Annotated in this window: 19 protein-coding genes; 8 read left to right on the top strand and 11 right to left on the bottom strand. The window is 62.2% G+C overall.

What is annotated here, in order from left to right; all coding sequences use genetic code 11:
- Positions 1-4 precede the first annotated feature (4 nt).
- From GOW72_RS15250 to GOW72_RS15240, 3 genes are all read right to left on the bottom strand, one after another.
- Positions 5-412, bottom strand: a complete 408-nt coding sequence (locus GOW72_RS15250) for a cupredoxin domain-containing protein (protein WP_170359694.1) — start codon at positions 410-412, stop codon at positions 5-7.
- A gap of 54 nt (positions 413-466) precedes the next feature.
- Positions 467-2,254: a NapC/NirT family cytochrome c gene (locus GOW72_RS15245; RefSeq protein ID WP_170367424.1), complete on the bottom strand. Its 1,788-nt coding sequence runs from the start codon at positions 2,252-2,254 to the stop codon at positions 467-469.
- 145 nt (positions 2,255-2,399) lie between these two features.
- On the bottom strand, positions 2,400-4,076 hold the full coding sequence (locus GOW72_RS15240) for a cytochrome D1 domain-containing protein (protein WP_170367423.1): 1,677 nt from the start codon (positions 4,074-4,076) through the stop codon (positions 2,400-2,402).
- A 233-nt stretch (positions 4,077-4,309) separates the two neighbouring features.
- Between GOW72_RS15240 and GOW72_RS15235 the strand changes: the two genes are divergently transcribed.
- On the top strand, positions 4,310-5,503 hold the full coding sequence (locus GOW72_RS15235) for an NnrS family protein (RefSeq protein WP_170367422.1): 1,194 nt from the start codon (positions 4,310-4,312) through the stop codon (positions 5,501-5,503).
- 5 nt (positions 5,504-5,508) lie between these two features.
- Here GOW72_RS15235 and GOW72_RS15230 read toward each other — a convergent pair whose 3' ends face one another.
- Positions 5,509-6,615, bottom strand: coding sequence for a Hint domain-containing protein (locus tag GOW72_RS15230; protein WP_170367421.1), 1,107 nt, complete (start codon positions 6,613-6,615; stop codon positions 5,509-5,511).
- A 244-nt stretch (positions 6,616-6,859) separates the two neighbouring features.
- Between GOW72_RS15230 and GOW72_RS15225 the strand changes: the two genes are divergently transcribed.
- Genes GOW72_RS15225 through GOW72_RS15200 form a run of 6 tightly spaced genes read left to right on the top strand, consistent with a single transcriptional unit; the run spans position 6,860 to position 12,263 of the window.
- On the top strand, positions 6,860-7,309 hold the full coding sequence (locus GOW72_RS15225) for a c-type cytochrome (RefSeq protein ID WP_005977183.1): 450 nt from the start codon (positions 6,860-6,862) through the stop codon (positions 7,307-7,309).
- A 15-nt stretch (positions 7,310-7,324) separates the two neighbouring features.
- Positions 7,325-8,692, top strand: coding sequence for a cbb3-type cytochrome c oxidase subunit I (locus GOW72_RS15220; protein WP_170367420.1), 1,368 nt, complete (start codon positions 7,325-7,327; stop codon positions 8,690-8,692).
- Positions 8,692-9,507 carry a CbbQ/NirQ/NorQ/GpvN family protein gene (locus GOW72_RS15215; protein WP_425328549.1) on the top strand — a complete coding sequence of 272 codons (816 nt, stop codon included), beginning with the start codon at positions 8,692-8,694 and terminating at the stop codon, positions 9,505-9,507. Before GOW72_RS15220 ends, GOW72_RS15215 begins: the two co-directional genes overlap by 1 nt.
- 8 nt (positions 9,508-9,515) lie before the next feature.
- The gene (locus GOW72_RS15210; RefSeq protein ID WP_170367418.1) at positions 9,516-11,438 is read left to right on the top strand and encodes a nitric oxide reductase activation protein NorD; all 1,923 of its coding nucleotides are present in this window, start codon (positions 9,516-9,518) and stop codon (positions 11,436-11,438) included.
- Positions 11,435-11,983, top strand: coding sequence for a cytochrome c oxidase subunit 3 (locus tag GOW72_RS15205; protein WP_170367417.1), 549 nt, complete (start codon positions 11,435-11,437; stop codon positions 11,981-11,983). The genes GOW72_RS15210 and GOW72_RS15205 overlap by 4 nt, the downstream gene beginning before the upstream one ends.
- A gap of 4 nt (positions 11,984-11,987) precedes the next feature.
- Positions 11,988-12,263, top strand: a complete 276-nt coding sequence (locus GOW72_RS15200; protein ID WP_170367416.1) for a cytochrome C oxidase subunit IV family protein — start codon at positions 11,988-11,990, stop codon at positions 12,261-12,263.
- Positions 12,264-12,322: 59 nt separating this feature from the next.
- On the opposite strand, the gene hemA is transcribed toward GOW72_RS15200, so the two are convergent.
- Positions 12,323-13,546: a 5-aminolevulinate synthase gene (gene hemA / locus GOW72_RS15195; RefSeq protein WP_170367415.1), complete on the bottom strand. Its 1,224-nt coding sequence runs from the start codon at positions 13,544-13,546 to the stop codon at positions 12,323-12,325.
- A 179-nt stretch (positions 13,547-13,725) separates the two neighbouring features.
- Here hemA and GOW72_RS15190 point away from each other — a divergent pair, with 179 nt between their 5' ends.
- A complete protein-coding gene (locus tag GOW72_RS15190; RefSeq protein WP_170359769.1) occupies positions 13,726-14,427 on the top strand; it encodes a Crp/Fnr family transcriptional regulator in 702 nt (233 codons plus the stop codon).
- A 10-nt stretch (positions 14,428-14,437) separates the two neighbouring features.
- Here GOW72_RS15190 and GOW72_RS15185 read toward each other — a convergent pair whose 3' ends face one another.
- The 6 genes from GOW72_RS15185 to GOW72_RS15160 form a co-directional block, all read right to left on the bottom strand.
- Complete coding sequence (locus tag GOW72_RS15185; protein WP_170359714.1) at positions 14,438-15,433, bottom strand: ABC transporter ATP-binding protein; 996 nt, start codon at positions 15,431-15,433, stop codon at positions 14,438-14,440.
- A 1-nt stretch (position 15,434) separates the two neighbouring features.
- A complete protein-coding gene (locus tag GOW72_RS15180; protein WP_170367414.1) occupies positions 15,435-16,463 on the bottom strand; it encodes a Gfo/Idh/MocA family protein in 1,029 nt (342 codons plus the stop codon).
- The gene (locus GOW72_RS15175; protein WP_170341791.1) at positions 16,460-17,299 is read right to left on the bottom strand and encodes a carbohydrate ABC transporter permease; all 840 of its coding nucleotides are present in this window, start codon (positions 17,297-17,299) and stop codon (positions 16,460-16,462) included. Before GOW72_RS15175 ends, GOW72_RS15180 begins: the two co-directional genes overlap by 4 nt.
- 14 nt (positions 17,300-17,313) lie before the next feature.
- Positions 17,314-18,228, bottom strand: coding sequence for a carbohydrate ABC transporter permease (locus GOW72_RS15170; protein WP_093963180.1), 915 nt, complete (start codon positions 18,226-18,228; stop codon positions 17,314-17,316).
- A 68-nt stretch (positions 18,229-18,296) separates the two neighbouring features.
- Positions 18,297-19,547 carry an ABC transporter substrate-binding protein gene (locus GOW72_RS15165; protein WP_170367413.1) on the bottom strand — a complete coding sequence of 417 codons (1,251 nt, stop codon included), beginning with the start codon at positions 19,545-19,547 and terminating at the stop codon, positions 18,297-18,299.
- 32 nt (positions 19,548-19,579) lie between these two features.
- On the bottom strand, positions 19,580-20,473 hold the full coding sequence (locus tag GOW72_RS15160; protein ID WP_244952447.1) for an N-acetylmuramic acid 6-phosphate etherase: 894 nt from the start codon (positions 20,471-20,473) through the stop codon (positions 19,580-19,582).
- Positions 20,474-20,514: the final 41 nt, after the last annotated feature.

The following is a 20,514-nucleotide window of genomic DNA, read 5'->3' as shown; positions in this document are numbered from 1 at the left end:
GCGTTCAGGGCTCGACGGTGACCATGCCGACCATGTTCTGCGTTTCCCAATGCGGGCCGCACAGATAGTTCTGCGGGCCGGGTTCAAGGAACGTCATCTCGACCGATTCCTCGGGGAAGATGCGGTCGGATTCGGGCTGGCTGCCGTCCTTCAAAAGCACCGAATGGCTGGTGCGCTTGTCCACGTTGACCCAGCGCACCGTGGTGCCGGGCTTGACCGTGATCTGGGCCGGGCAGAAGTGGTACTTGTACATCAGCACCACCTCGGCATCCAGCACGGCGTCGGAAGGATCGCCGAAGAGTTCGACATAGCTTTCCTCGGCCTCGGCGCAGATCTGGTCGGCTTCATCGGCTAGGGCTGGCAGAACCATCGCTAGGGTCAGGACTGCGGTCAGAAGGGGCTTGGTCGTCATGGTCGCGTGTCTCCTCGGCCGTGGAAAAGGGGCCGTATCGCCGGCCCCTTTTCGTTACTGTTTGACCACGTTGATGTCGGCGCTGTCGTCATCCAGCGCGAGGCTGGTGTTCAGCGTGACGTGGTGGAACCGTGCGGCCGAGTGGTCATCGTGGATGGCAAAGCCCACCGTGTAGGTCTTGCCCGGCTCCAGCGGCACGTCGCCCGGTGCGCCCGAGTTCAGCGGCCGCGAGAACACCACCGTCCACATGCCGCCCGACAGGCTGGCCGAGGCCGAGATCTCGCCATCGTTGACCACGCGCTGTTCCAGCAGATAGCCATTGGTGGCGCTGCCGTCGGCATAGACGCGCATCAGGTCAAGGAATGTGCCGTCCTGCAGGTATTGCGCGATCTGCTCTTCGGCCTGCAGCTTGTCCCAGCCGCCTAGCGGCTTGCCGCGCCGGCCTTTGACTTCGACCTCGGTGCGGCTTTCGCTGATGTACTTGGTGACGGTGTCCTTGGCCGTCAGGCGTGCGGCCACGTCCGGGTTGGCGGCGATGGTTTCGGCATCGGGCGCAAAGGGCATATAGGTGTTGTCGGCGTGGCACGAGGCCCAGCACCCCACCTGTTCGCCCAGCTCGATCCCGGTGCCGGTGATCATCATGGCGACCTTGATCGGGTTGTCCGGGTCCATCTTACCGCCGTCGACGAAGGGCGCGGGATTGTGGCCCGCATCCGCCCATTGCAGCCGGATATACAGGATTTCGTCGTCATGCGCGGCCTGAACCGTAGCGTCGATCACCCCGCGCTTGCCGGGGATGGGGGTCGGTTCGAGATCACCGCCAGCGACGATCTTGTTGCCGATCGCGTCCAGCTCCTTGGCGTGGCAGGTCGAGCACTGGTCGCCACCCTTGGTCAGAGGGCGTGCGCCACCGTGGGTCTTGCCGTTCTGCACCCATTCGAACGAAGCCTGTCCCGGATAGAACAGTTTCAGATCGGTGCTGGCCACGGCGTTCCAGTCGATGTTGCCACCAACGTCGCTGCCGCCCGAGGCCGCGGCGTCGGTTGCTGTGCCATCGGCCTTGGCGCGTTCCTCGGCCAAGGCGGTGTCGACCGCTGCAGCGATCTGCGCCTGCACCGCCTCCTGCTGGGCTTTGCGGGCGGCTTTCTCGGCTTCGGCCTCGGCGGCCTCCTTGGCTTCGATCCGCTCCAGGCTGGCCAGGTATTCCGGCGGGATCGGACGGGCGAAGGCCGGGTTCGGGGCTTCGAGCTCTTCCAGAAAATCTTCGGGTGCGCGGTCACGGATGTTCGAGTGTGCGATACCCTTGTGGCAGTCGATGCAGGTCTGGCCCACCTCCATCGCGTTCAGGTGCTGCTGCCGCGCGCGTGGCTTCTGGAACTCGGGCATCATCGACTCGAAATCGTGGCAGTTGCGGCACTCGCGCGAGTCGGTCTTTTTCATCCGCTGCCATTCGTTCATGGCCAGATGGATGCGCTTGGCCTCGAATTTCTCGGGCGTGCTGATCGAGCCAACCATCTTGCCGTACAGCTCTCTCGAGGCTTTGATCTTGCGGATGATCTTGTGCGTCCAGTCCTTGGGCACGTGGCAGTCCGAACAGACCGCGCCCACGCCCGAGCGGTTCACGTCATGGATCGTTCCCTTGTACTCGGTGTAGATATAGTCGCGCATCTCATGGCACGAGACACAGAATTTCTCGGTGTTGGTGGCTTCCATGGCGGTGTTGAACCCGCCCCAGAAGATGATGCCGGCGACAAAGGCCGCGGCGATGCCGGCCACGGGCATTCCCCACAGGAAATACCGGCGCCAGATCGGTTTTTTCTTTTCCGGTTCGGACTGGGTCATGTCCAGGCTCCGTTTTGGCTGTCATGTCTGGCCTTGGATTTCAGGCCGGTTGGAATGGTGGTTGGGATGCCGGGCAGGGCGCCGCGGACAAACGTGGAAAGGGCGGGCGAGGGGCCCGCCCTTTCCTGTGCTTGCTGCCAACCCGTCAGGTGACGTGGTTCGAGCGGTTGTAGACGTTGAACTTGCCGGTCGGCGCATAGAGCCCGTCGATACGGCCGATCTCTTCCAGCGTCTTGGCGTCGAAGATCACGATTTGACCGTTGGGCTCCTTGGAGTCCGACAGGTTCCACTTGGAGACCCAGACCTCGGTGCCGTCGGCATTGAATTCAAAGTGAACGGCGGCACTGCCTTCGTCTTCGGTGATCTGGATCGTTTTCACGATCTCGCCGGTCTCTTTCGAGATGACTTGCACCGACTGCTGGATTTCCGGCTCGGGGTGTTTGGTCTGGTCAGCCCAGATGTAGTCTGAGTTCGGGTGGGTGCGGACAAACAGGCCGGGGCCGTCCGTCTCTACTTCGTAGCAGACCTTCCAAGCCTGATCCGGGTGGCCTTCGGGGTCGTTGCCCCAAACGGTCACGGTACCCACACCCAGGTGGGTCGTGCCGGCAACCGGTCCACAGTTCGGATCGACCCAGTTTGCGCCCGGTCCGGGGTGCGGCAGGGCAGCGGTGTCGATCATCGCCTCCAGCTTGTGGGTCTCGGTATCGACGACCACCATTTTGTTCGACGCGTTCGCGGCGATCTGAAAATAGCGGCCCGTCGGGTCAAAGAAACCGTCATGCAGGAACTTGGCGCTGTCGATCTTGTCGATGCGCAGGTTGTCGAGGTCCGTGTAATCGACCTGCCACAACTGGCCCAACTCTTTCACGGCGACGATCCAGGTCGGTTCGTTCGGTGTCGTGTAGATCGCGGCCACGCGGCTTTCTTCGACATAGTCGCCGTCCACGTTCACGCCGCGGGTCGAAACGACCTTGAGCGGTTCCATGGTTTTGGCGTCAACGATCGCGAAGTGCGGCGGCCAGTAACCACCACCGATGACGTATTTGCCATCGCCGGAAACTGCGACGTCGCGGGCGTCATAGGCGATCTTGACCTCAGAGACCAACATCTTGTCCGGAGTCTGCCAGAGGTCGATTTTGGTCATCTTGCCGTCGCGACCCATGGTGTACCAGAAGCGGCCGGGATGTTCCGGTTCGGTCAGGCTATGGTGTTCGGACGCTTTCAGAACGTGCACGGCATAGCCGGTGGGGATGTGGGTCAGCACCTCTTTGGTGTCGCCGTCGATTACGGCCACCTTGCCCACGTCACGTTCGATGACGACGAAGAAGTTCTCCCAGTTGCGACCGTGCAGCGGTTCGGTCGGATAGTCTGCCTCTTCGACATAGACCTTGCGGGTCGCCTTCATCTGTTCCAGCGACATTTCCGGCGGCTTGGGCGGCTCCATCATGATGTAGGTCGCCATGTCGCGGATTTCTTCCTCGGTCATGATGTCCGAGAAGTTGTTCATGCCGCCTTCGGTGCCCCACGCGATGATCTTTTCAAGGCGCTCCTGGCCCAGTTGCAGGGTGCCGCCTTCGGTCACGGTGCCGTCGGCTGCGGTTTTCTTCCATTGCGGCTCGAGGTTCTTGCCGGTGGCGCCCTTGCGCAGCACGCCGTGGCAGCCGGCACATTGTTCGAAGTAGAGCTGTTTCGAAGCCTCGAAGGCCTCGTCGCTCAGGGTTGGCTCTTCGGCGAATGTCGGAGCAGCGACGCTGCCCAACAACATGGCCAGACCGACCCCGAAGGCGCGGCTGGTGGTGTGATAGCTGATTCCAAGTGACATGATCACTCTCCGTTTGCTGGTGAGGCAGGCCGGACACTGCGCCGGGACGGGCGTCTTCTCCTTGACGAAAGTCAACGGAGGGGGTGTTCAGACGGAAATGGGGCCGAAAGAAGCCATGAAAATAAGTGCTTTTTGGGGTCATGTTTTCGCCGACGCTTGATTTTGGTTAAGGGGCGCGAGCCCAGCGGTTGCTAGTGCTTGGGAAACGAACAGCTTGGCCAAGGAGAGCAGGCATGCCATCGGCAATCACGCGCGTTATGGGTGAGGGGTTCCGGGTCTTTTTTCTGTTTGCAGGTCTTTACGGCGTGTTTGCCGGTCTGGCCTGGGGGGGGTGGCTGGCAACGTTGGCCGGGATTGAAATGTGGACCGAAGCGCCCTCTGCCATGAGCCCGCCGATGTGGCACGCGCACGAGATGATTTTCGGCTATGCCAGTGCCGCACTGGGCGGGTTCTTTCTGACCGCCGTTCCCAACTGGACCGGTGCCCCTGAGGCGCGGCGTTTGTTTATTGCCGCTGCAGCGGCGCTGTGGTTGGCCGGGCGCGTGGCGCTGTGGTTTTCGGGTGTGATCGACCCGGTGATTGTCGCGGTGCTCGACCTCGCCTTCGTGCCGGTTCTTGCGGCCAAGATCGCCACCCAGCTGATCCGGCGACCAAAACCGCAGAACATGATCTTTCTTCTGTTGCTGGCCTACATCTGGGTGTCCAACCTGTTGACCCATCTGGACTGGATCGGTGTGACGGTCGGAACCCTGGATGTCGGTCTGCGTACAGGACTGCTGGCCTTGTGTTCCATGATCTCCATTCTGGGTGGTCGGATCACTCCGGCCTTTACGCGCAACGCAATGAAGCGCGCAGGCGTGCCCGAAGCTGACTGGCCTGTCAGTCGCGATTGGATGGAAAAAAGCAACATGGTGCTGGCCCTGTTGCTGCCCGCTGTGATGCTGATCTTCGGGGCCGGGCACGCGGTCGCGATTTTGGCGCTGGTCCTCGGAGCGATACAGGGCTTGCGCCTGTCAGGTTGGCGGGGGGCTTGGGCTGTCCGGCAGCCGATTCTGTTTGCGCTGCATCTGGCCTTGGGGATGCTGGGCCTTGGACTGGTTCTGTGGGGAATGGGCTTGTTGGGCCTCGGCAGTGAACTTGGTGCGCTGCATGTGTTGGGCATCGGCTGCGTCGGTGGCATGACGCTGGCGGTCATGAGCCGCGCGGCGCTTGGCCATAGCGGACGGGCGCTGGTCGCCCCCGCGCCGGTGGTCGTCGCCTACGGCGCGATGGCTCTGGCCGCGATTTTGCGCTGGATTGGGTCCGGGTTGGACGCGCAATTCTTGACCGCCATGCTGGTTGCCGACGGGCTGTGGATCAGCGCGATGGCGCTGTATGTGGTGGCGATGTGGCCGGCCTTGGTGGGTCCGCGTGCGGTACCGTCCTGAGCGGCTCAGGCCCGGTCGATCAAAGGTCGCGCGTTTTTGACATGCCGATGGATCATGTGCCGCGCACGCTTGCCGGTTTCGGGAATGGGCCGAGCGGCGATCGGGACATGATCCGGGTCGTCAAGCTCGGGGAAAATCTCGAAGATCTCGTCTCGGGCATCGCGGCCAATGCTTTTGAGTGCTTCGGGCCCGGTGTACAGGCTTTCCGACGGAGCCCCTTCGGCGGTCACGATTTCATGGCGGTCGAACAGAATGTGGTAGTACGTCACGCTGCTGGCGGTTTCATCGGCATGAACGCCGGGAACGCCGACCAGCTTGTGGGCTGGGATCAGCACCTCTTGGGCGTCGAACATGCGCACGGCAATCGCCGAGCGAACCAGCATCCGGTGCTGCGGAGAGACCCGCAGGTCGCGCCGCGGTAGACCCGCCCCCAGCGCTCCGGCTGATACACAGATCGGACGCAGGCGTGGGTTGGCCTGCAAATCGATCGACGTCAGGGTGCGCGAGCCGATCCAGCGAATCGGTTGCGAGCCGTGATCGAGCGTCAGAACCAGGTCGCCTTCGGCCAGATCTTCTATCGCCTTGGCGCCGGTGGGTGTTTCGATCAGCGTACCGGCGGTAAAACAGGGCACGTCGACAATGGCTGTGGGATCGGTGGTGTCCGGAGCGTTTGAAGGGGTCACATTCGAACGAATGAAGGAATAGGCGGTACCGGGTACCAAAGGTTCGGACGTGATGTATCCGACAAGATTTCCTTCAACCTCGACCCGGAAAACATCGATCGTACCGCCGCCCGGTTTGGTCAGGGCATAGGATTCTTCCAGATAGATAGCGCCGGAATCAAAGGTGGTTGATCCGTCAAGGCTGGTGACGACGCCTGTCTGTGTCAGGTCATCGCCGACTTCGTTGTTGAAACGGTCGCCGTTGAAATCAGTTCCGTTGTCCGGATCTCCGTTCACCAGCGTTCCACCGGCCGCGTCGGTTACGTCAAATACCCGGCGATCGGTGTTCGGATCATAGCCTGAACTCAGAGTGATGGTACCGGAGTTAAACCCGGTAAAACTAAGTGAAATCACCCCTGGCGCGTAGCCGATATAGGAATAGTTCGCCATCTCTTACTCGTTCACTCGCTCAATCAAAGACACCGGAACAGCACATCACGGACCCGGAAACTCCATCTGACTTCGCACCCTGATAACAGCGGTTCAAGGCGATTTCGGGGCATTTCACGCTTATTTTAAGGGAATGTAGCCTATTGGCCGAGTGCCAGGACAGAGTCTTGACTTTCGTTAAGGCGGCAAACCGCCCATCCCGCCATTGTCCCCCCACCAGCAAAGCGGCGCAAAGGAGAGCGCAATGCGAGAAGTCATGACCAAGAGCATGGCCCGCAACATATTCTATGGCGGGTCACTGTTCTTCATTTTAATCTTTCTGGCCCTGTCGGCCCACTCACACCTGTACATCGTCAATTCGCCGAACTCGGCGAAGCTGGATGAGAGCGTGATCCGGGGCAAACACGTCTGGGAAAAACACGCCTGCATCAATTGTCACTCGATCATGGGTGAGGGTGCCTATTTCGCCCCCGAGGTCGCCAACGTGATGACCCGCTGGGGCGTTCTGGACGACCCGGAATCGGCCTTTGAGTCCCTCAAGGGCTGGATGGAGGCGCAACCCACCGGCATTCCCGGTCGCCGGCAGATGCCAAGGTTCAACCTCAGCGACGAAGAGATCCGTGATCTGGCCAACTTCCTGATCTGGACGGACAACATCGACGCTCAGGACTGGCCCCCGAATGACGCGGGCTGAGAAGGGAACGGAGCAATGAAATACGAATCCCAAAAAGTGGCCTATGCCTATTTCGCATTCGCAATGGGCCTGTTCGCGATCCAGGTGATCGGCGGTCTGCTGGCCGGCTGGATCTATGTATCCCCCAATTTTCTGAGCGAGCTTCTGCCGTTCAACATCGTGCGGATGCTGCACACCAACGCGCTGATCGTGTGGCTGATCACCGGCTTTTTCGGCGCGGCCTATTTCCTGATCCCCGAAGAGGCCGAACGCGAGATCCACTCGACCAAGCTGGCCTATATCCAGCTGGCGATCCTGATCTTGGGTACGCTGGGTGCGGTGCTGACCTATGTCTTCAACCTGTTCGAAGGCAACTGGCTGCTGGGCAAAGAGGGGCGCGAGTTCCTTGAACAACCCAAATGGGTCAAGGCCGGCATCGTCGTGGCGGCGCTGATCTTCCTCTACAACGTGTCGTTGACCGTTCTGAAGGGCAAGAAGACCGCCATCACCAACATCCTGCTGCTGGGCCTCTGGGGTCTGGCGCTGCTGTTCCTGTTCGCCTTCTACAACCCGGGCAACCTGAGCCTCGACAAGCAGTACTGGTGGTACGTCGTTCACCTGTGGGTCGAAGGCGTGTGGGAGCTGATCATGGCCTCGATCCTGGCCTACCTGATGCTCAAGCTGACCGGAGTTGACCGCGAGGTGGTCGAGAAATGGCTGTATGTCATCGTCGCCGCCGCGTTGTTCTCGGGCATTTTGGGCACCGGCCACCACTACTATTGGATCGGTACGCCGGGTTACTGGCAGTGGATCGGGTCGATCTTCTCAAGCCTCGAGGTGATCCCGTTCTTTGCGATGATGGCCTTTGCGTTCGTCATGGTCTGGAAGGGCCGTCGGGACCACCCCAACAAGGCCGCGCTGCTGTGGTCGCTGGGCTGTGCCACGCTGGCCTTCTTCGGCGCCGGCGTCTGGGGCTTCCTGCACACGCTGCACGGGGTGAACTATTACACCCACGGCACGCAGATCACGGCGGCCCACGGGCACCTGGCCTTCTACGGCGCCTATGTCTGCCTCAACCTGGCGATCTTCACCTATGCGATGCCGATCCTGAAGAACCGTGATCCGTACAATCAGGTGCTGAACATGGCCTCGTTCTGGCTGATGACCGGCGGCATGGTCTTCATGACCTTCGTGCTGACCTTTGCCGGCACCGTCCAGACGCACATGCAGCGCGTGGTGGGTGACTACTACATGGATGTGCAGGATCAGGTCGCGATCTTCTACTGGATGCGCTTCGGCTCCGGTCTGGTCGTGGTCATCGGTGCGCTGCTGTTCATCTACTCGATCTGGGTTCCGCGCAAAGAGGTCATCGAACCCGGCGTCGCGGAAACCCCGGCGGAGTGATGAATATGGACGGCTCCATGAAACTGGGAACGGGGGCGGCAGAGGCCCCCTTCTACCTGCCCCAGGGCGACGAATGCGACGTGTTCGCCGCCGCCTATACCAACAAGCTGCCGGTCCTGCTGAAAGGCCCGACAGGTTGCGGCAAGACCCGCTTCGTGTCCCATATGGCCGCCAGTCTGGGTCGGCCGCTCTATACCGTGGCCTGCCACGACGACCTGGCCGCCGCCGACCTGATCGGGCGCTACCTGCTGAAAGGCGGCGAGACCGTCTGGGTCGATGGTCCCCTGACCCGCGCGGTGCGCGAGGGCGCGATCTGTTACCTGGACGAGGTGGTCGAGGCGCGCAAGGACGTGACCGTGGTGCTGCACCCGCTGACCGACGACCGGCGCATCCTGCCGATCGATCGCACCGGGGAAGAGCTTGAGGCCGCGCCCGGCTTCATGCTGGTGGCCTCCTACAACCCCGGCTATCAGAACATTCTGAAAACCCTCAAACCCTCGACCCGGCAACGGTTCATCTCGCTGGAATTCGACTTCCCCTCGCCTCAGATGGAGGCCGAGGTGGTCGCGCAGGAAAGCGGTCTGCCGCTGGAGCGCTGCAAGCCGCTGGTGCGGCTGGCGGGCAAGCTGCGCGGGCTCAAGGGTCAGGACCTCGAGGAAGGCGTATCCACCCGCCTGGTCGTCTATGCCGCGACTCTGATCGCGCAGGGCATGTCCACCGACCGCGCCATCCTTGCCGCCATGATCGAACCTCTGACTGATGACGAGGATATCAAACGCGGGCTCCTCGATCTTGTCACCGCCGTCTTTGGGTGAGGCCGGCGATGGTCAGGATCGACTTTGAGCCATGGGAACCCGAAGAAACCATCGGGAAACTGTGGCACAGCCTTGCCAGCCGCCTTGATGCACCAGAGGTGCACGAAGGAGCCGCGGTCGACCTGTCGCAGGTCGCGGGGCGGCTGGCCGTTCTTTTCCGGGGGTTGGGCGGCAGTCCGGGCGTCGAACTGCGCCCGGTTTCGCCCGAGCTCTCGCGCCACCGGCTGGGCTGGCGGCGCAAGCTGGCCACCGAGGCCGAACTGATCCCACGCGCCAGTTTCGACGGCGAGGTCCTGCGCCTGCCCGACCGGCTGGCGGTGTTTCCCGCGCGCGAAGCCAACGGCGCGCTTTATGTCTGGCTGGCGGCGGTGGCGGCCCATGCCGGAACCCGCATCGACGAGGACGATCCCCTGCGCGCCGATCTGCGCGCCCTGCAGGCGGCCCGCGCGATGGTCGCCGCAACGCTCGAAGATGCGCCGGGTCTGCGCCCGCTTTACACCGAACTGTGCAAGGGCGTGCTGTATCAGCGCGACCTGCCCGGCCTGCCCCCGGCCGAGGCCGCCGTCGAGGACCTGATCCGCAGGATGCTGGGCGACCCCGCCCCCCTGTCCGCCCGCGCCCAGGCCTACGACGCCCTGGGTGACGACGTGGCCGCCCCGCGCGGGTACCAGCCGTTCCGCCCGGTGCCTCTGTGGCCCGAACTGCGCGCGGTCGCGTTTTCCGAACACACCGAGGTCGAAAGCCGCGACACCGACGGCCCACCCGAGGAATCAGGGGAAAAGACCCACCGCGCCCGCCGCCGCAAATCCGACCAGGCCGAGCGGCAGGACAGTTTGATCCTGCACAAGTTCGAGGCGATCCTCAGCTGGGCTGAATTCCTGAACCTCAACCGCCGGATCGACGATGACGACCCGGACAACGCAAAAAAGGCCGCCGACGATCAGGACGAAATCGGGCTGGGCCAGATAACGAAGGCGCCGCCGACGCGGCTGAAGCTGCATCTCGATCTCGCGCCCGAAGACGTGAACCGCGAGCGCCTTTCGGGGCGTGTGCTTTACCCGGAATGGGATGTGCGCACGGGGCAGTATCTGCCCGATCACGTCAACGTTCTGACTTCGGATGCCGAGATTCGCGAGGATGCCGCCGATTTCGGCAAGGACCCGGCCACCGCCCGCCGCATCCGCGCCGTCAAACGCCAGTTCGAGGCCCTGCGCCCGGGCCGCGTGATGACCCGCGGCCATCTGGACGGCGACCAGCTGGATATCGAGGCCGCCGTGCGCAGCGCCGTGGACCGCCACGCAAATGGCGAGGGCAACGAGCGCGTCTGGATGCAATCCCGTCCCGAGGCGCGCGACCTGGCGGTGTCGATCCTGCTGGACATCAGCCGCTCGACCGAAAGCGCGGTCGCGGGGCGTGCGGTGATCGATATCGAACGCGAGGCACTGGCGGCGCTGGCCTGGGGTCTGAACGCCTGCGGCGACGATTTTGCCATCCACGCTTTCAGTTCGCTGAAACGCCAGCGGGTCTATGTGCAGCGCTGCAAAAAGTTCAATGAGCCCATGACCGCCACCGTCGAGCAGCGCATCGCGTCGCTGCGGCCGGGCCATTACACGCGGCTGGGGGCGGCGATCCGTCATGCCTCGGCCGATCTGGCGGCGCAGGCGCGCAAACGCCGGCTGCTGCTGGTGATCACCGACGGCAAGCCCAACGATCTGGACCACTACGAGGGCCGCCACGGCATCGAAGACACCTGCATGGCCGTGCGCGAGGCGCGCCGGGCGGGGCAGTCGGTCTTTGGCGTCACCATCGACAAGACCGGCAAAAGCTGGTTCCCGCGCATGTTCGGGCAAGGCGGGTTCGCGGTGATCCCCGACCCCAACCGCCTGACCATGGCCCTGCCGCAGATCTATCGCCAACTGGTCGGCGCATGAGTGATGCTTCGCTGATCGACGAGCTGCCCGGCGAATTGCTGATGTGGGTTCTGATCGTCTCGGAACTGCTGGTGTTCGGGGCCGGGCTGACCGCCTTCATGGGCGTCCGCCTGACCGACCCGGCAGGCTTTGCCGAGGCGCAATCCCATCTCTACCGAACCGGGGCCGCGCTCAACACCGGCGTTCTGGTCACATCAGGCTTTCTGGCGGCGCGGGCGCTGCGCTGGCGGCACGCGGCGCGACGCGGTGCCGCGCGGCTGGCCCTGATCGGCGCGGCCCTGCTGGGGGTGGTTTTCCTGATCATCAAGGGCGCGGAATATGCGGGCAAGGCCGCGCAGGGCATCAGCTACGAAACCCACCCGTTTTTCCTGTTCTACTACCTTCTCACCGGGTTTCACGCCGCGCATGTGCTGGCCGGGGTCGCCATTCTGCTGCTTGTCGCCTGGCGCGACGATCCCCGCAATATCGAGGCCGGCGGCCAGTTCTGGCACATGGTCGATCTGGTCTGGATCCTGCTGTTTCCCGTGATCTACCTGCTGGGGTGACGCGATGCCGAGGTTCTTCTTTGCTCGACCCACCCAAGCGGATCGCCTGACGCGCGCCTGGGCCGGCCTGATCGCGCTCAGCCTGGCCTCGGCCCTGCTGACCCTCATGCCCGTAGGGTCCCGACCGGTCGGGGGCGGTATCCTGCTGTTGGCCCTGTTCAAGGCCCGCGTCATCCTGGCGCGGTATCTCGACCTTGAACGCAGCCCGGCCTGGCTGCGCGGCTTCACCCTGGTGCTGAGCACCTTTGCGGCACTCATCTTTGCGCTCTACCTGGTCTGAGGCAAAAAAGAACCGCCGCGCACAGGGGCACGGCGGCTTGCCAGTTCAGGGACAGAAATCTATTGCGCGGCCATCGGCATCCGGGCGATCTGGCACCGTTGCCACAGCGCCGAGAGCGCGCCGACCAGATGGTCGATATCGGCATCGGTGTGCACGGGTGAGGGCGTGATGCGCAGCCGCTCGGTTCCTTTGGGCACGGTGGGATAGTTGATCGGCTGGATGTAGATGCCGAACTCTTCCAGCAGCGTGTCCGAGATGAACTTGCACTTGACCGGGTCGCCCACCATCACCGGGATGATGTGGCTGGGGTTGGGCAGATGCGGGATGCCCTCGGCGTCGAGCCGGGCGCGCACCTGGGCCACGCGCGCCTTCTGCAGGTCGCGTTCCGCATTCGACTGCTTCAGATGCCGGATCGAGGCCGCCGCTCCGGCGGCGATTGCCGGGGGCAGGGCGGTGGTGAAGATGAACCCGCTGGCAAAGCTGCGCACGAAATCGCACAGCGCGGCCGACGCGGCGATATAGCCGCCCACCACACCGAAGGCCTTGCCCAGCGTACCCTCGATCACGGTCAGGCGGTCCATCAGACCCTCGCGCTCGGCGATGCCGCCGCCGCGGGGACCATAGAGGCCGACGGCATGGACCTCGTCCAGATAGGTCATGGCGCCGAATTCATCGGCCAGGTCGCAGATTTCCTTGATCGGTGCGATGTCGCCATCCATCGAATAGACTGATTCAAAGGCGATCATCTTGGGCGCCTCGGGGTCGGCGGCGGCCAGCTTGGCGCGCAGGTCGTCCAGATCGTTGTGCTTCCAGATCACCTTCTGCGCCCGCGAATGGCGGATGCCCTCGATCATCGAGGCATGGTTCAGCGCGTCCGAGAACACGATCAGGCCGGGGATCTTTGCCGCTAGCGTCCCCAGCGCCGCCCAGTTCGAGACGTAGCCGGAGGTGAACAGCAGCGCCGCCTCTTTCCCGTGCAGGTCAGCCAGTTCGTGTTCCAACAGGACGTGGTCATGGGTGGTGCCGGAAATGTTGCGGGTGCCGCCCGCACCGGCGCCGCAGCGGTCCAGCGCATCATGCATCGCCGCCAGAACCGACGGGTGCTGGCCCATGCCCAGATAGTCGTTCGAACACCAGATGCGCACGTCCCGTGCCGCCGCGCCATCGGTCTGGCGGGCATTGGGAAAGGCGCCGCATTTGCGCTGCAGGTCGATGAAGACACGATAGTTGCCCTCGGCCTTCAGGTTGCTGAGGCTCTGGCTGAAAAAACGCTCGTAATCCATGTCTCGATCTCCCCGGAAAACTGGCTGTTGGCGGGCAGACTATGGGTGCGCGCACGCCGGGAACATGACAATAGTCAAGCGACGCCGGGAAAAGGGTGGTGCGCGGCGCGCGGGTTTGGCATAGGCTGGCGCAGGGATGGATGGGCCGGGTTTTCGGCCGGACAAAAGGGGATGCCTTCGTGGCGCATGAAGCACAAAAAGCCATTGCGCGGCAGTCGCTGCTGCTCAAAAGCCTGCCGGATCAGCATGTCGAAACGTTGCTGAGCCACGCGATCTGGCGTCAGTATGACCGTGGCGAGACGATCTTTGTGCAGGAAGAAAGCGCCCAGGCCGTGCATGTGGTGCTGGCCGGATGGGTCAAGCTGTTCCGCATGTCGCCCACCGGGGCTGAGGCCGTGGTCAGCGTCTTTACCCGCGGCGAAAGCTTTGGCGAAGCGGTAGCGCTGCGCAACGTGCCCTATCCGGTTTCGGCCGAGGCGGTCTCGGCCTGCGAGATCATGCACATTCCCAGCCCGGTGCTGATTTCCTTGATGAAGACCGACCCCGAGATCGGGATCTCGATCCTGGCTTCGACCTTCACCCATCTGCATTCGCTGGTGTCCCAGCTGGAACAGCTCAAGGCCCAGACCGGGGCGCAGCGGGTGGCCGAGTTCCTGCTGAACCTGTGTGATTGCGACGAAGGCGCCTGCGAAGTCGAGCTGCCTTATGACAAGATGCTGATCGCCGGGCGTCTGGGCATGAAGCCCGAAAGCCTGAGCCGTGCGTTTTCACGGCTCAAGGCGGTGGGAGTAAAGATCAACCGCAACCACGCGGAAATCTCGAACATTCCGCAGCTGCGAGACTATGCCGACAGCGACCCGGCCGACAATTGGGGGCGCTGAACGCGCCCGGTCAAACCCGCAACCCGTCCTCTCCGAACGTCAGTGCATTGGCCGGATCATAGTCGATGCCGACCTGTGTCCCCGGGGACACCTGATGCTGACCAAAGGCCCGAACGGTAAAAGGCTTTTCGGTACCGATATCGACCAACACGTTGGTATCTGCGCCAAGGTTTTCCACGTGAACGACTGTGCCTGACAGCGGACCCGTCTGCCCAAGGCGAGCGTATTCAGGGCGAATGCCGATAAGTTGCCGGCCAGATCCACCGATCCGATCGGCGGGCACGAAATTCATCGCCGGAGACCCGATGAACTCGGCCACGAACCGGTTGGCGGGGTTGTTGTACAGCTCCATCGGGCTGCCGATCTGTTCGACTCGGCCGTCCCGCAACACGACGATCTTGTCCGCCAAAGTCATCGCCTCGGTCTGGTCGTGGGTCACGTAGATCATGCTGGCGTCGATCTGGCGGTGCAGGTTTGCGATTTCGACCCGGGTGTTCAGTCGCAACGCGGCATCCAGGTTCGACAGCGGTTCATCGAACAGGAACAGTTTGGGGTTGCGCACGATCGCGCGGCCGATCGCGACGCGCTGGCGCTGACCGCCGGACAACTCGGCCGGGCGACGTTCAAGATAGGGATCCAGCGACAACATGCGGCTGGCTTCGGTGATGCGGCGCGCGATTTCGTCCTTGGGATGCCCGGCCTGCTTCAAGCCCAGTTCCATGTTCCCCCGAACAGTCAGATGCGGATACAGCGCATAAGACTGGAACACCATTGCGATGCCGCGCTTGGCGGGTGGGACCTCGTTGACGGTCTGGCCATCGATTTCGACCGTTCCCGAGGTCGCCTCTTCAAGCCCCGCAATCACGCGCAGCAGGGTGGACTTGCCGCATCCCGAGGGGCCTACAAAGACCACGAATTCGTTTTCCTCGACGGTCAGGTCGATGTTTTTCAGCACGTTTACCTGTCCGAAGGACTTGCACACATTGGTCAGTTTCAGGGCGGTCACGTCACGTCTCCTTCAGGTCGACCGGCTGGCCGGATCGAATGCTTTGGTCGGCGGCAAAGCAGATCCGCAGGGATTGCACCGCGTCATTCATATGGCGGGTCAGGTCGATGTTCTGCGCGATGGTTTGCAGCATGTAGGCTTGTTCGGCGTCGCACAGTTCCTGGTGGCCGGGTTCGCCATCCATCTCGATCATGGTGTCGCCGCTGGCTTTGTGCACCAGAATGCCGCCTACCTTCGTGTGGCCGTCCACATCGTCGGATGCGCCCTTGTTGCCCTCGGTTATGGAAACCGCGCCATTGGGTGAAACGATATCTTTCACGAAGAACGCCGTTTCGGACATCATAGGACCCCAACCAGCCTCGTACCAACCAACCGAGCCATCTTCGAACACCACCTGGAACTGGCCGTAATTGTACATGTCGGGCGCGATCTCATCCGACAAACGCAGGCCCATGCCGTTGACCCGAACGGGCCGGGCATCGGTAATCTGGCACATGACGTCGACGTAATGCACACCGCAGTCAACGATGGGTGAGGTGGTTTGCATCAGCGCCTTGTGCGTCTCCCATGTCGGGCCGTCGGACTGCTGATTCAGGTTTAGGCGAAAGACATAGGGGCCGCCCAGGTCGCGCGCCTCGGATATCAGCCGCATCCAAGAGGGGTGATGCCGAAGGATGTACCCAACCACCAGCTTGCGGTTGGCTTCAGTGGCCTTCTCGACGACACGGCGTGCGTCCGCGACGGTGGTGGCCAAGGGTTTCTCGACGAACACATGCGCACCGGCGTCCATTGCGGCACAGGCATAATCGGCATGGCTGTCGGAATAGGTGGCAATCACGGCCAGATCAGGGTTGGTGTCCGCAAGCGCCGTATGGAAATCGGTGAAGACCGGATACCCCTGCAAATCCGGGTGATCCACTGTCCCGGATCGGTTCACCAGACCCACGATCTGGGCGTCGGGATGGTGATGATGCGCCAGCGCGTGGCTGAGACCCATGTTGCCCAAACCTGCGATCAGAACCCGGATCATTTGACCGCCCCCGAAGTGATCCCGCGGATCAGTTGCCGCGAGAAGATGACATACAGAACCATGACCGGCAGGATCGCCATGCTGAGCGCGGAAAGCACCGCGTTCCAGTCGGTGACGAACTGCCCGATAAAGACCTGGCTACCGAGGGTCAGGGTCTTGGTCTCTTCGGCCGGGGCCAGGATCAGCGGGAACCAAAGATCGTTCCAGATAGGTATCATGTTGAACACGGCCACGGTCGCCATCGCCGGACGTACCAGCGGCAGAACAAGGCGGAAGAAGATGGTATATTCGCTCAGCCCGTCGATGCGGCCTGCATTCTTGAGGTCGTCGCTGACTTGCCGCATGAATTCGGACAGGATGAATACGGCCAGCGGCAGGCCCTGTGCGGTGTAGACGAGGATCAGCGCCATCAGCGTGTTGACCAGACCGGTCGCCACCATCATGTCCAGGATCGCAACCGTGCCGATGCGGATTGGAATCATGATGCCCAACGCAAGGTACAGGCCCATCAGCGTATTGCCCTTGAACCGGTATTCGCTGAGCGCGAAAGCCGCCATTGCGCCGAACAGCAGGATCAGGAACAGCGACACGACGGTGACAATCATCGAATTCTGGAAATACAGGAAGAAGTCGCCCTGTTTCATTACCGTCTGGTATCCGATCATCGAGAACGAGTCGGCATCCGGCAGCGCCAACGGTTCACGGAAGATCGCCTTGCGCGATTTGAAGCTGTTGATCACGATCACGAAGACAGGAAACAGGGCTATCAGCGTATAGAGAATCAGTGCGCCATGCATGGCGGCGATATTGAAGGGGTTTCTGCGGGCTTTGTTCATGCTCTTCGGGCCCCTCAGAACTGATACCGGCGGATGCGGGTCTGGATCAGGAACAGATAGATGCAGACCCCCGTCAGGATGATGGCGAACATGCCCGTTGCGATGGCCGATCCCATATGCGGGTCACCGAGTTGCAATTGGAACCCGAAGAAGGTCCGGTACATGAACGTGCCAAGGATGTCGGTCGAGAAGTCCGGCCCCGCCAGCGCACCCTGGGATGCGTAGATCAGGTCGAACGCATTGAAATTGCCGACAAATGTCAGGATCGAGATGATACCGATCGACGGCAGGATCAGCGGCAGCTTGATCTTCCAGAAGGCGGACATGCCGGTGATGCCTTCAACCTCGGCAGCTTCGAGGATTTCTTCGGGGATCGACAGCAGGGCGGCATAGATCAACATCATTGGAATACCCACGAACTGCCAGACCGAAATCAGCGCCAGCGTGGTCAGCGCGTATTCCTCCTTGCCCAGCCAAGGCGCGAACAGAGATTTGAGTCCGACCGCGGCCAGCATATCGGGGGCGATGCCCCAGATCGGCGACAGGATCAGCTTCCAGGCGAAGCCAACGATCACGAAGGACAGGATCGTCGGGATGAAGATGGCCGAACGGTAAAACGCCGCAAAGCGCAGGCGTGGGTGGCTGAGGATCGCCGCCAGTGCGATCCCGATCGGATTCTGCACCAGCATGTGGATGAAGAAGAACCAGAAATTGTTGCCCAGTGCGTTCCAGAACGCATCCGACCAAATCGGGTCGCCGAACAGGGTGCGGAAGTTGTCCAGGCCTACGAACACACGGGCCTGATCGACCTCGGTGTAAAGCGCCAGCCGCAGCGTGTTGAACAGCGGAAAGACCATGACGGCCGAGTAGACCAGCACTGCGGGTGCCAGAAACACCACGATGTGCCATTTGATCCGGCGATTGCCCATGTTGTTCCTCGAAAGCTCAGGGTGGCTCTGGCCGTCTGGCCAGAGCCGTTTGCGTCACGAAAGACGGGTTACTGGTGCGGGGCGTACCAGCTGGCCAACCCGTCCTGCAGGCGCTTGCCGGCGTCCTCGGGCGATTCCTCGCCCTTGATCACCTGAGCCGATGCGTTCCAGGTCTCGTTCTCAAGGTTGGGCGTTCCACGCGACAGGATCTGATAGGTGGACCGGATGGTCGAGTTGCACTCGTTCCTCCAGCTGACGAATTCCTGTGCCAATGGGTCCTCCATCGCCACATCGAAGCTGGAGAGCGAGAAGAAGCCGGGCAGCGCATTTGCATAGATCTGCGCGAATTCCTCGGACCCGACCCAGTTCAGGAAGGTGCGTGCTGCATCGGCGTTGGGCGACGCTGCGTTCAGGCCAATGGCGATGTCGGTGTGATCCGAGATATAGCACTCGTCCCCGGCATTCTGGACCGGCGGCTTGAAAGCGCCCATCTCGAAATCGGCCAGGTTGTTGAAGCCGCTGATCTCCCAGCTGCCGGCCGGATAGATGGCGGCGCGGCCCAGTGTGAACAGGTTCTGGCTGTCGGGATAGGTCTGCGCTTCGAACCCGTCGCCCAGATAGGCACCCCATTTTGCCAGCTGGCGGTAGGGGGCGACCCACGGCTCGTCCGTCAGTTTCTGAGAACCTTCGATCAGGGAGAGGCGACCTTCTTCGCCCTTCCAGTAGTTCGGCCCGATGTTGTTGTAACCCATGGTGGCCGCTTCCCATTGGTCATTGGTGCCCATGGCCATGGGGATATAGGTGCCGTCTTCCTTGATCTTGTCCAGAACGGCAAAGAACTCGGCTTCGGTTTCCGGAACCGACAGGCCCAGTTCGTCGAACGCGTCCTTGTTGTAGATGAACCCATGGATCACCGAGGCCATCGGTACGCAGAAGGTGGCCGAGCCGTCATCGGTCTGCCACGCTGATTTGGCGACGTCCGAGAAATTCGCCATGCCTTCCAGATCAGAAAGATCGGCCAGCTTGCCCGCCTCGTACAGGCCAAGTGAGGTGTCGAAGGGACGGCAGGTAATCAGGTCTCCGGCCGAACCGGCATCCAGTTTGGCATTCAGGGCGGCATTGTATTCCGCGGGGGCCGATGGGGTGAACTTGATCTTGATGTCGGGGTTCTGGGCTTCGAAGGCCGGAATGATCTTTTCCTGCCACAAGGCCAGGTCGTCGTTGCGCCAGCTCTCGATGGTCAGCGTGGTTTCGGCCATTGCCGCACCGGCCAGGGCCGATGACGCCAGCAGCACGGCGGTCAGTGTGGTTGTTCTCATGATGTATTCTCCCTTTTGGTCTTCTTCTTGGTTCAAACCTGGTCCAACGCAGGGCGCAGATGGCCGCCCGATGCCGTCAGCAGTTCACTGGCCTGCGCCGGTGTTGCGGTACCGGCAGCCAAAAGTACGGCAAGCTTCAGGTTGCCTTCGGCACGATCCAGGGCAGCAGCGGCGTGCTGAGCTGTGGCGCCGGTTATGTTCCGGATGATTCCTTCTGCACGCTGACGCAGCTTGGCATTGTCGGCGACCACGTTGACCATCATCCCGTCATGTACATGGCCCAACCTGACACCCATGAGGGTCGAGAGCATGTTGAGCGCCACCTTTTGCGCGGTTGCGGCGCCCAGTCGGGTCGATCCGGCAATGACTTCGGGCGGGGTGTTCAGGCAAATTGCGCAATCGGCGTGCTCGAACAGCGGTGCGTCGGCGTTGTTGGCGATGCAGATGGTTTTGGCGCCGCGGGACCTTGCAATTCCGGCAAAGGTCAACGGGTAGGGCGTGGTGCCGCTGGCGGATATCGCGATCACCGTGTCCGTTGGGCGGAGGTCGGCAGCGGCGATTTCGGCCGTCCGAGTGTCATCTTCGGTGTGGCCCGGCATCTCTGCCCCGGTTGGTATGCCGCCGGCCATGCAGATGGCGATCGAATCTGGCGACAGGCCGAATGTCCCCGGTATTTCCGCCCCGTCGGCCAAGCCCATCAGCCCGGACGACCCGGCGGCGGCATAATAGAGCCGCCCCCCGGCGCGGATGGTTTCTGCCATCAATACCGCACCTTTCGATATATCCGGAAGGCAGGCATCCAGCCCGTTCAGCGCGGCTTTCTGCGCATCCAGCAGCAGGCGCAGAACTTCGGTGTCCGGGCGCAGGTCCAGCCCCTCGGATTCGTCGCGCAGCATTTCGGTTTGCGGCAGCATGTGCGGCGTCATGTGATTCCCCTTTGGCACCGAAGATAATACCTATATAATAC

Source organism: Ruegeria arenilitoris, from assembly GCF_013032855.1.
Taxonomy (GTDB): domain Bacteria; phylum Pseudomonadota; class Alphaproteobacteria; order Rhodobacterales; family Rhodobacteraceae; genus Ruegeria; species Ruegeria arenilitoris.
The sequence above is the reverse complement of the archived record's forward strand: the minus strand, read 5'-3'. Positions and strand labels throughout refer to the sequence as shown.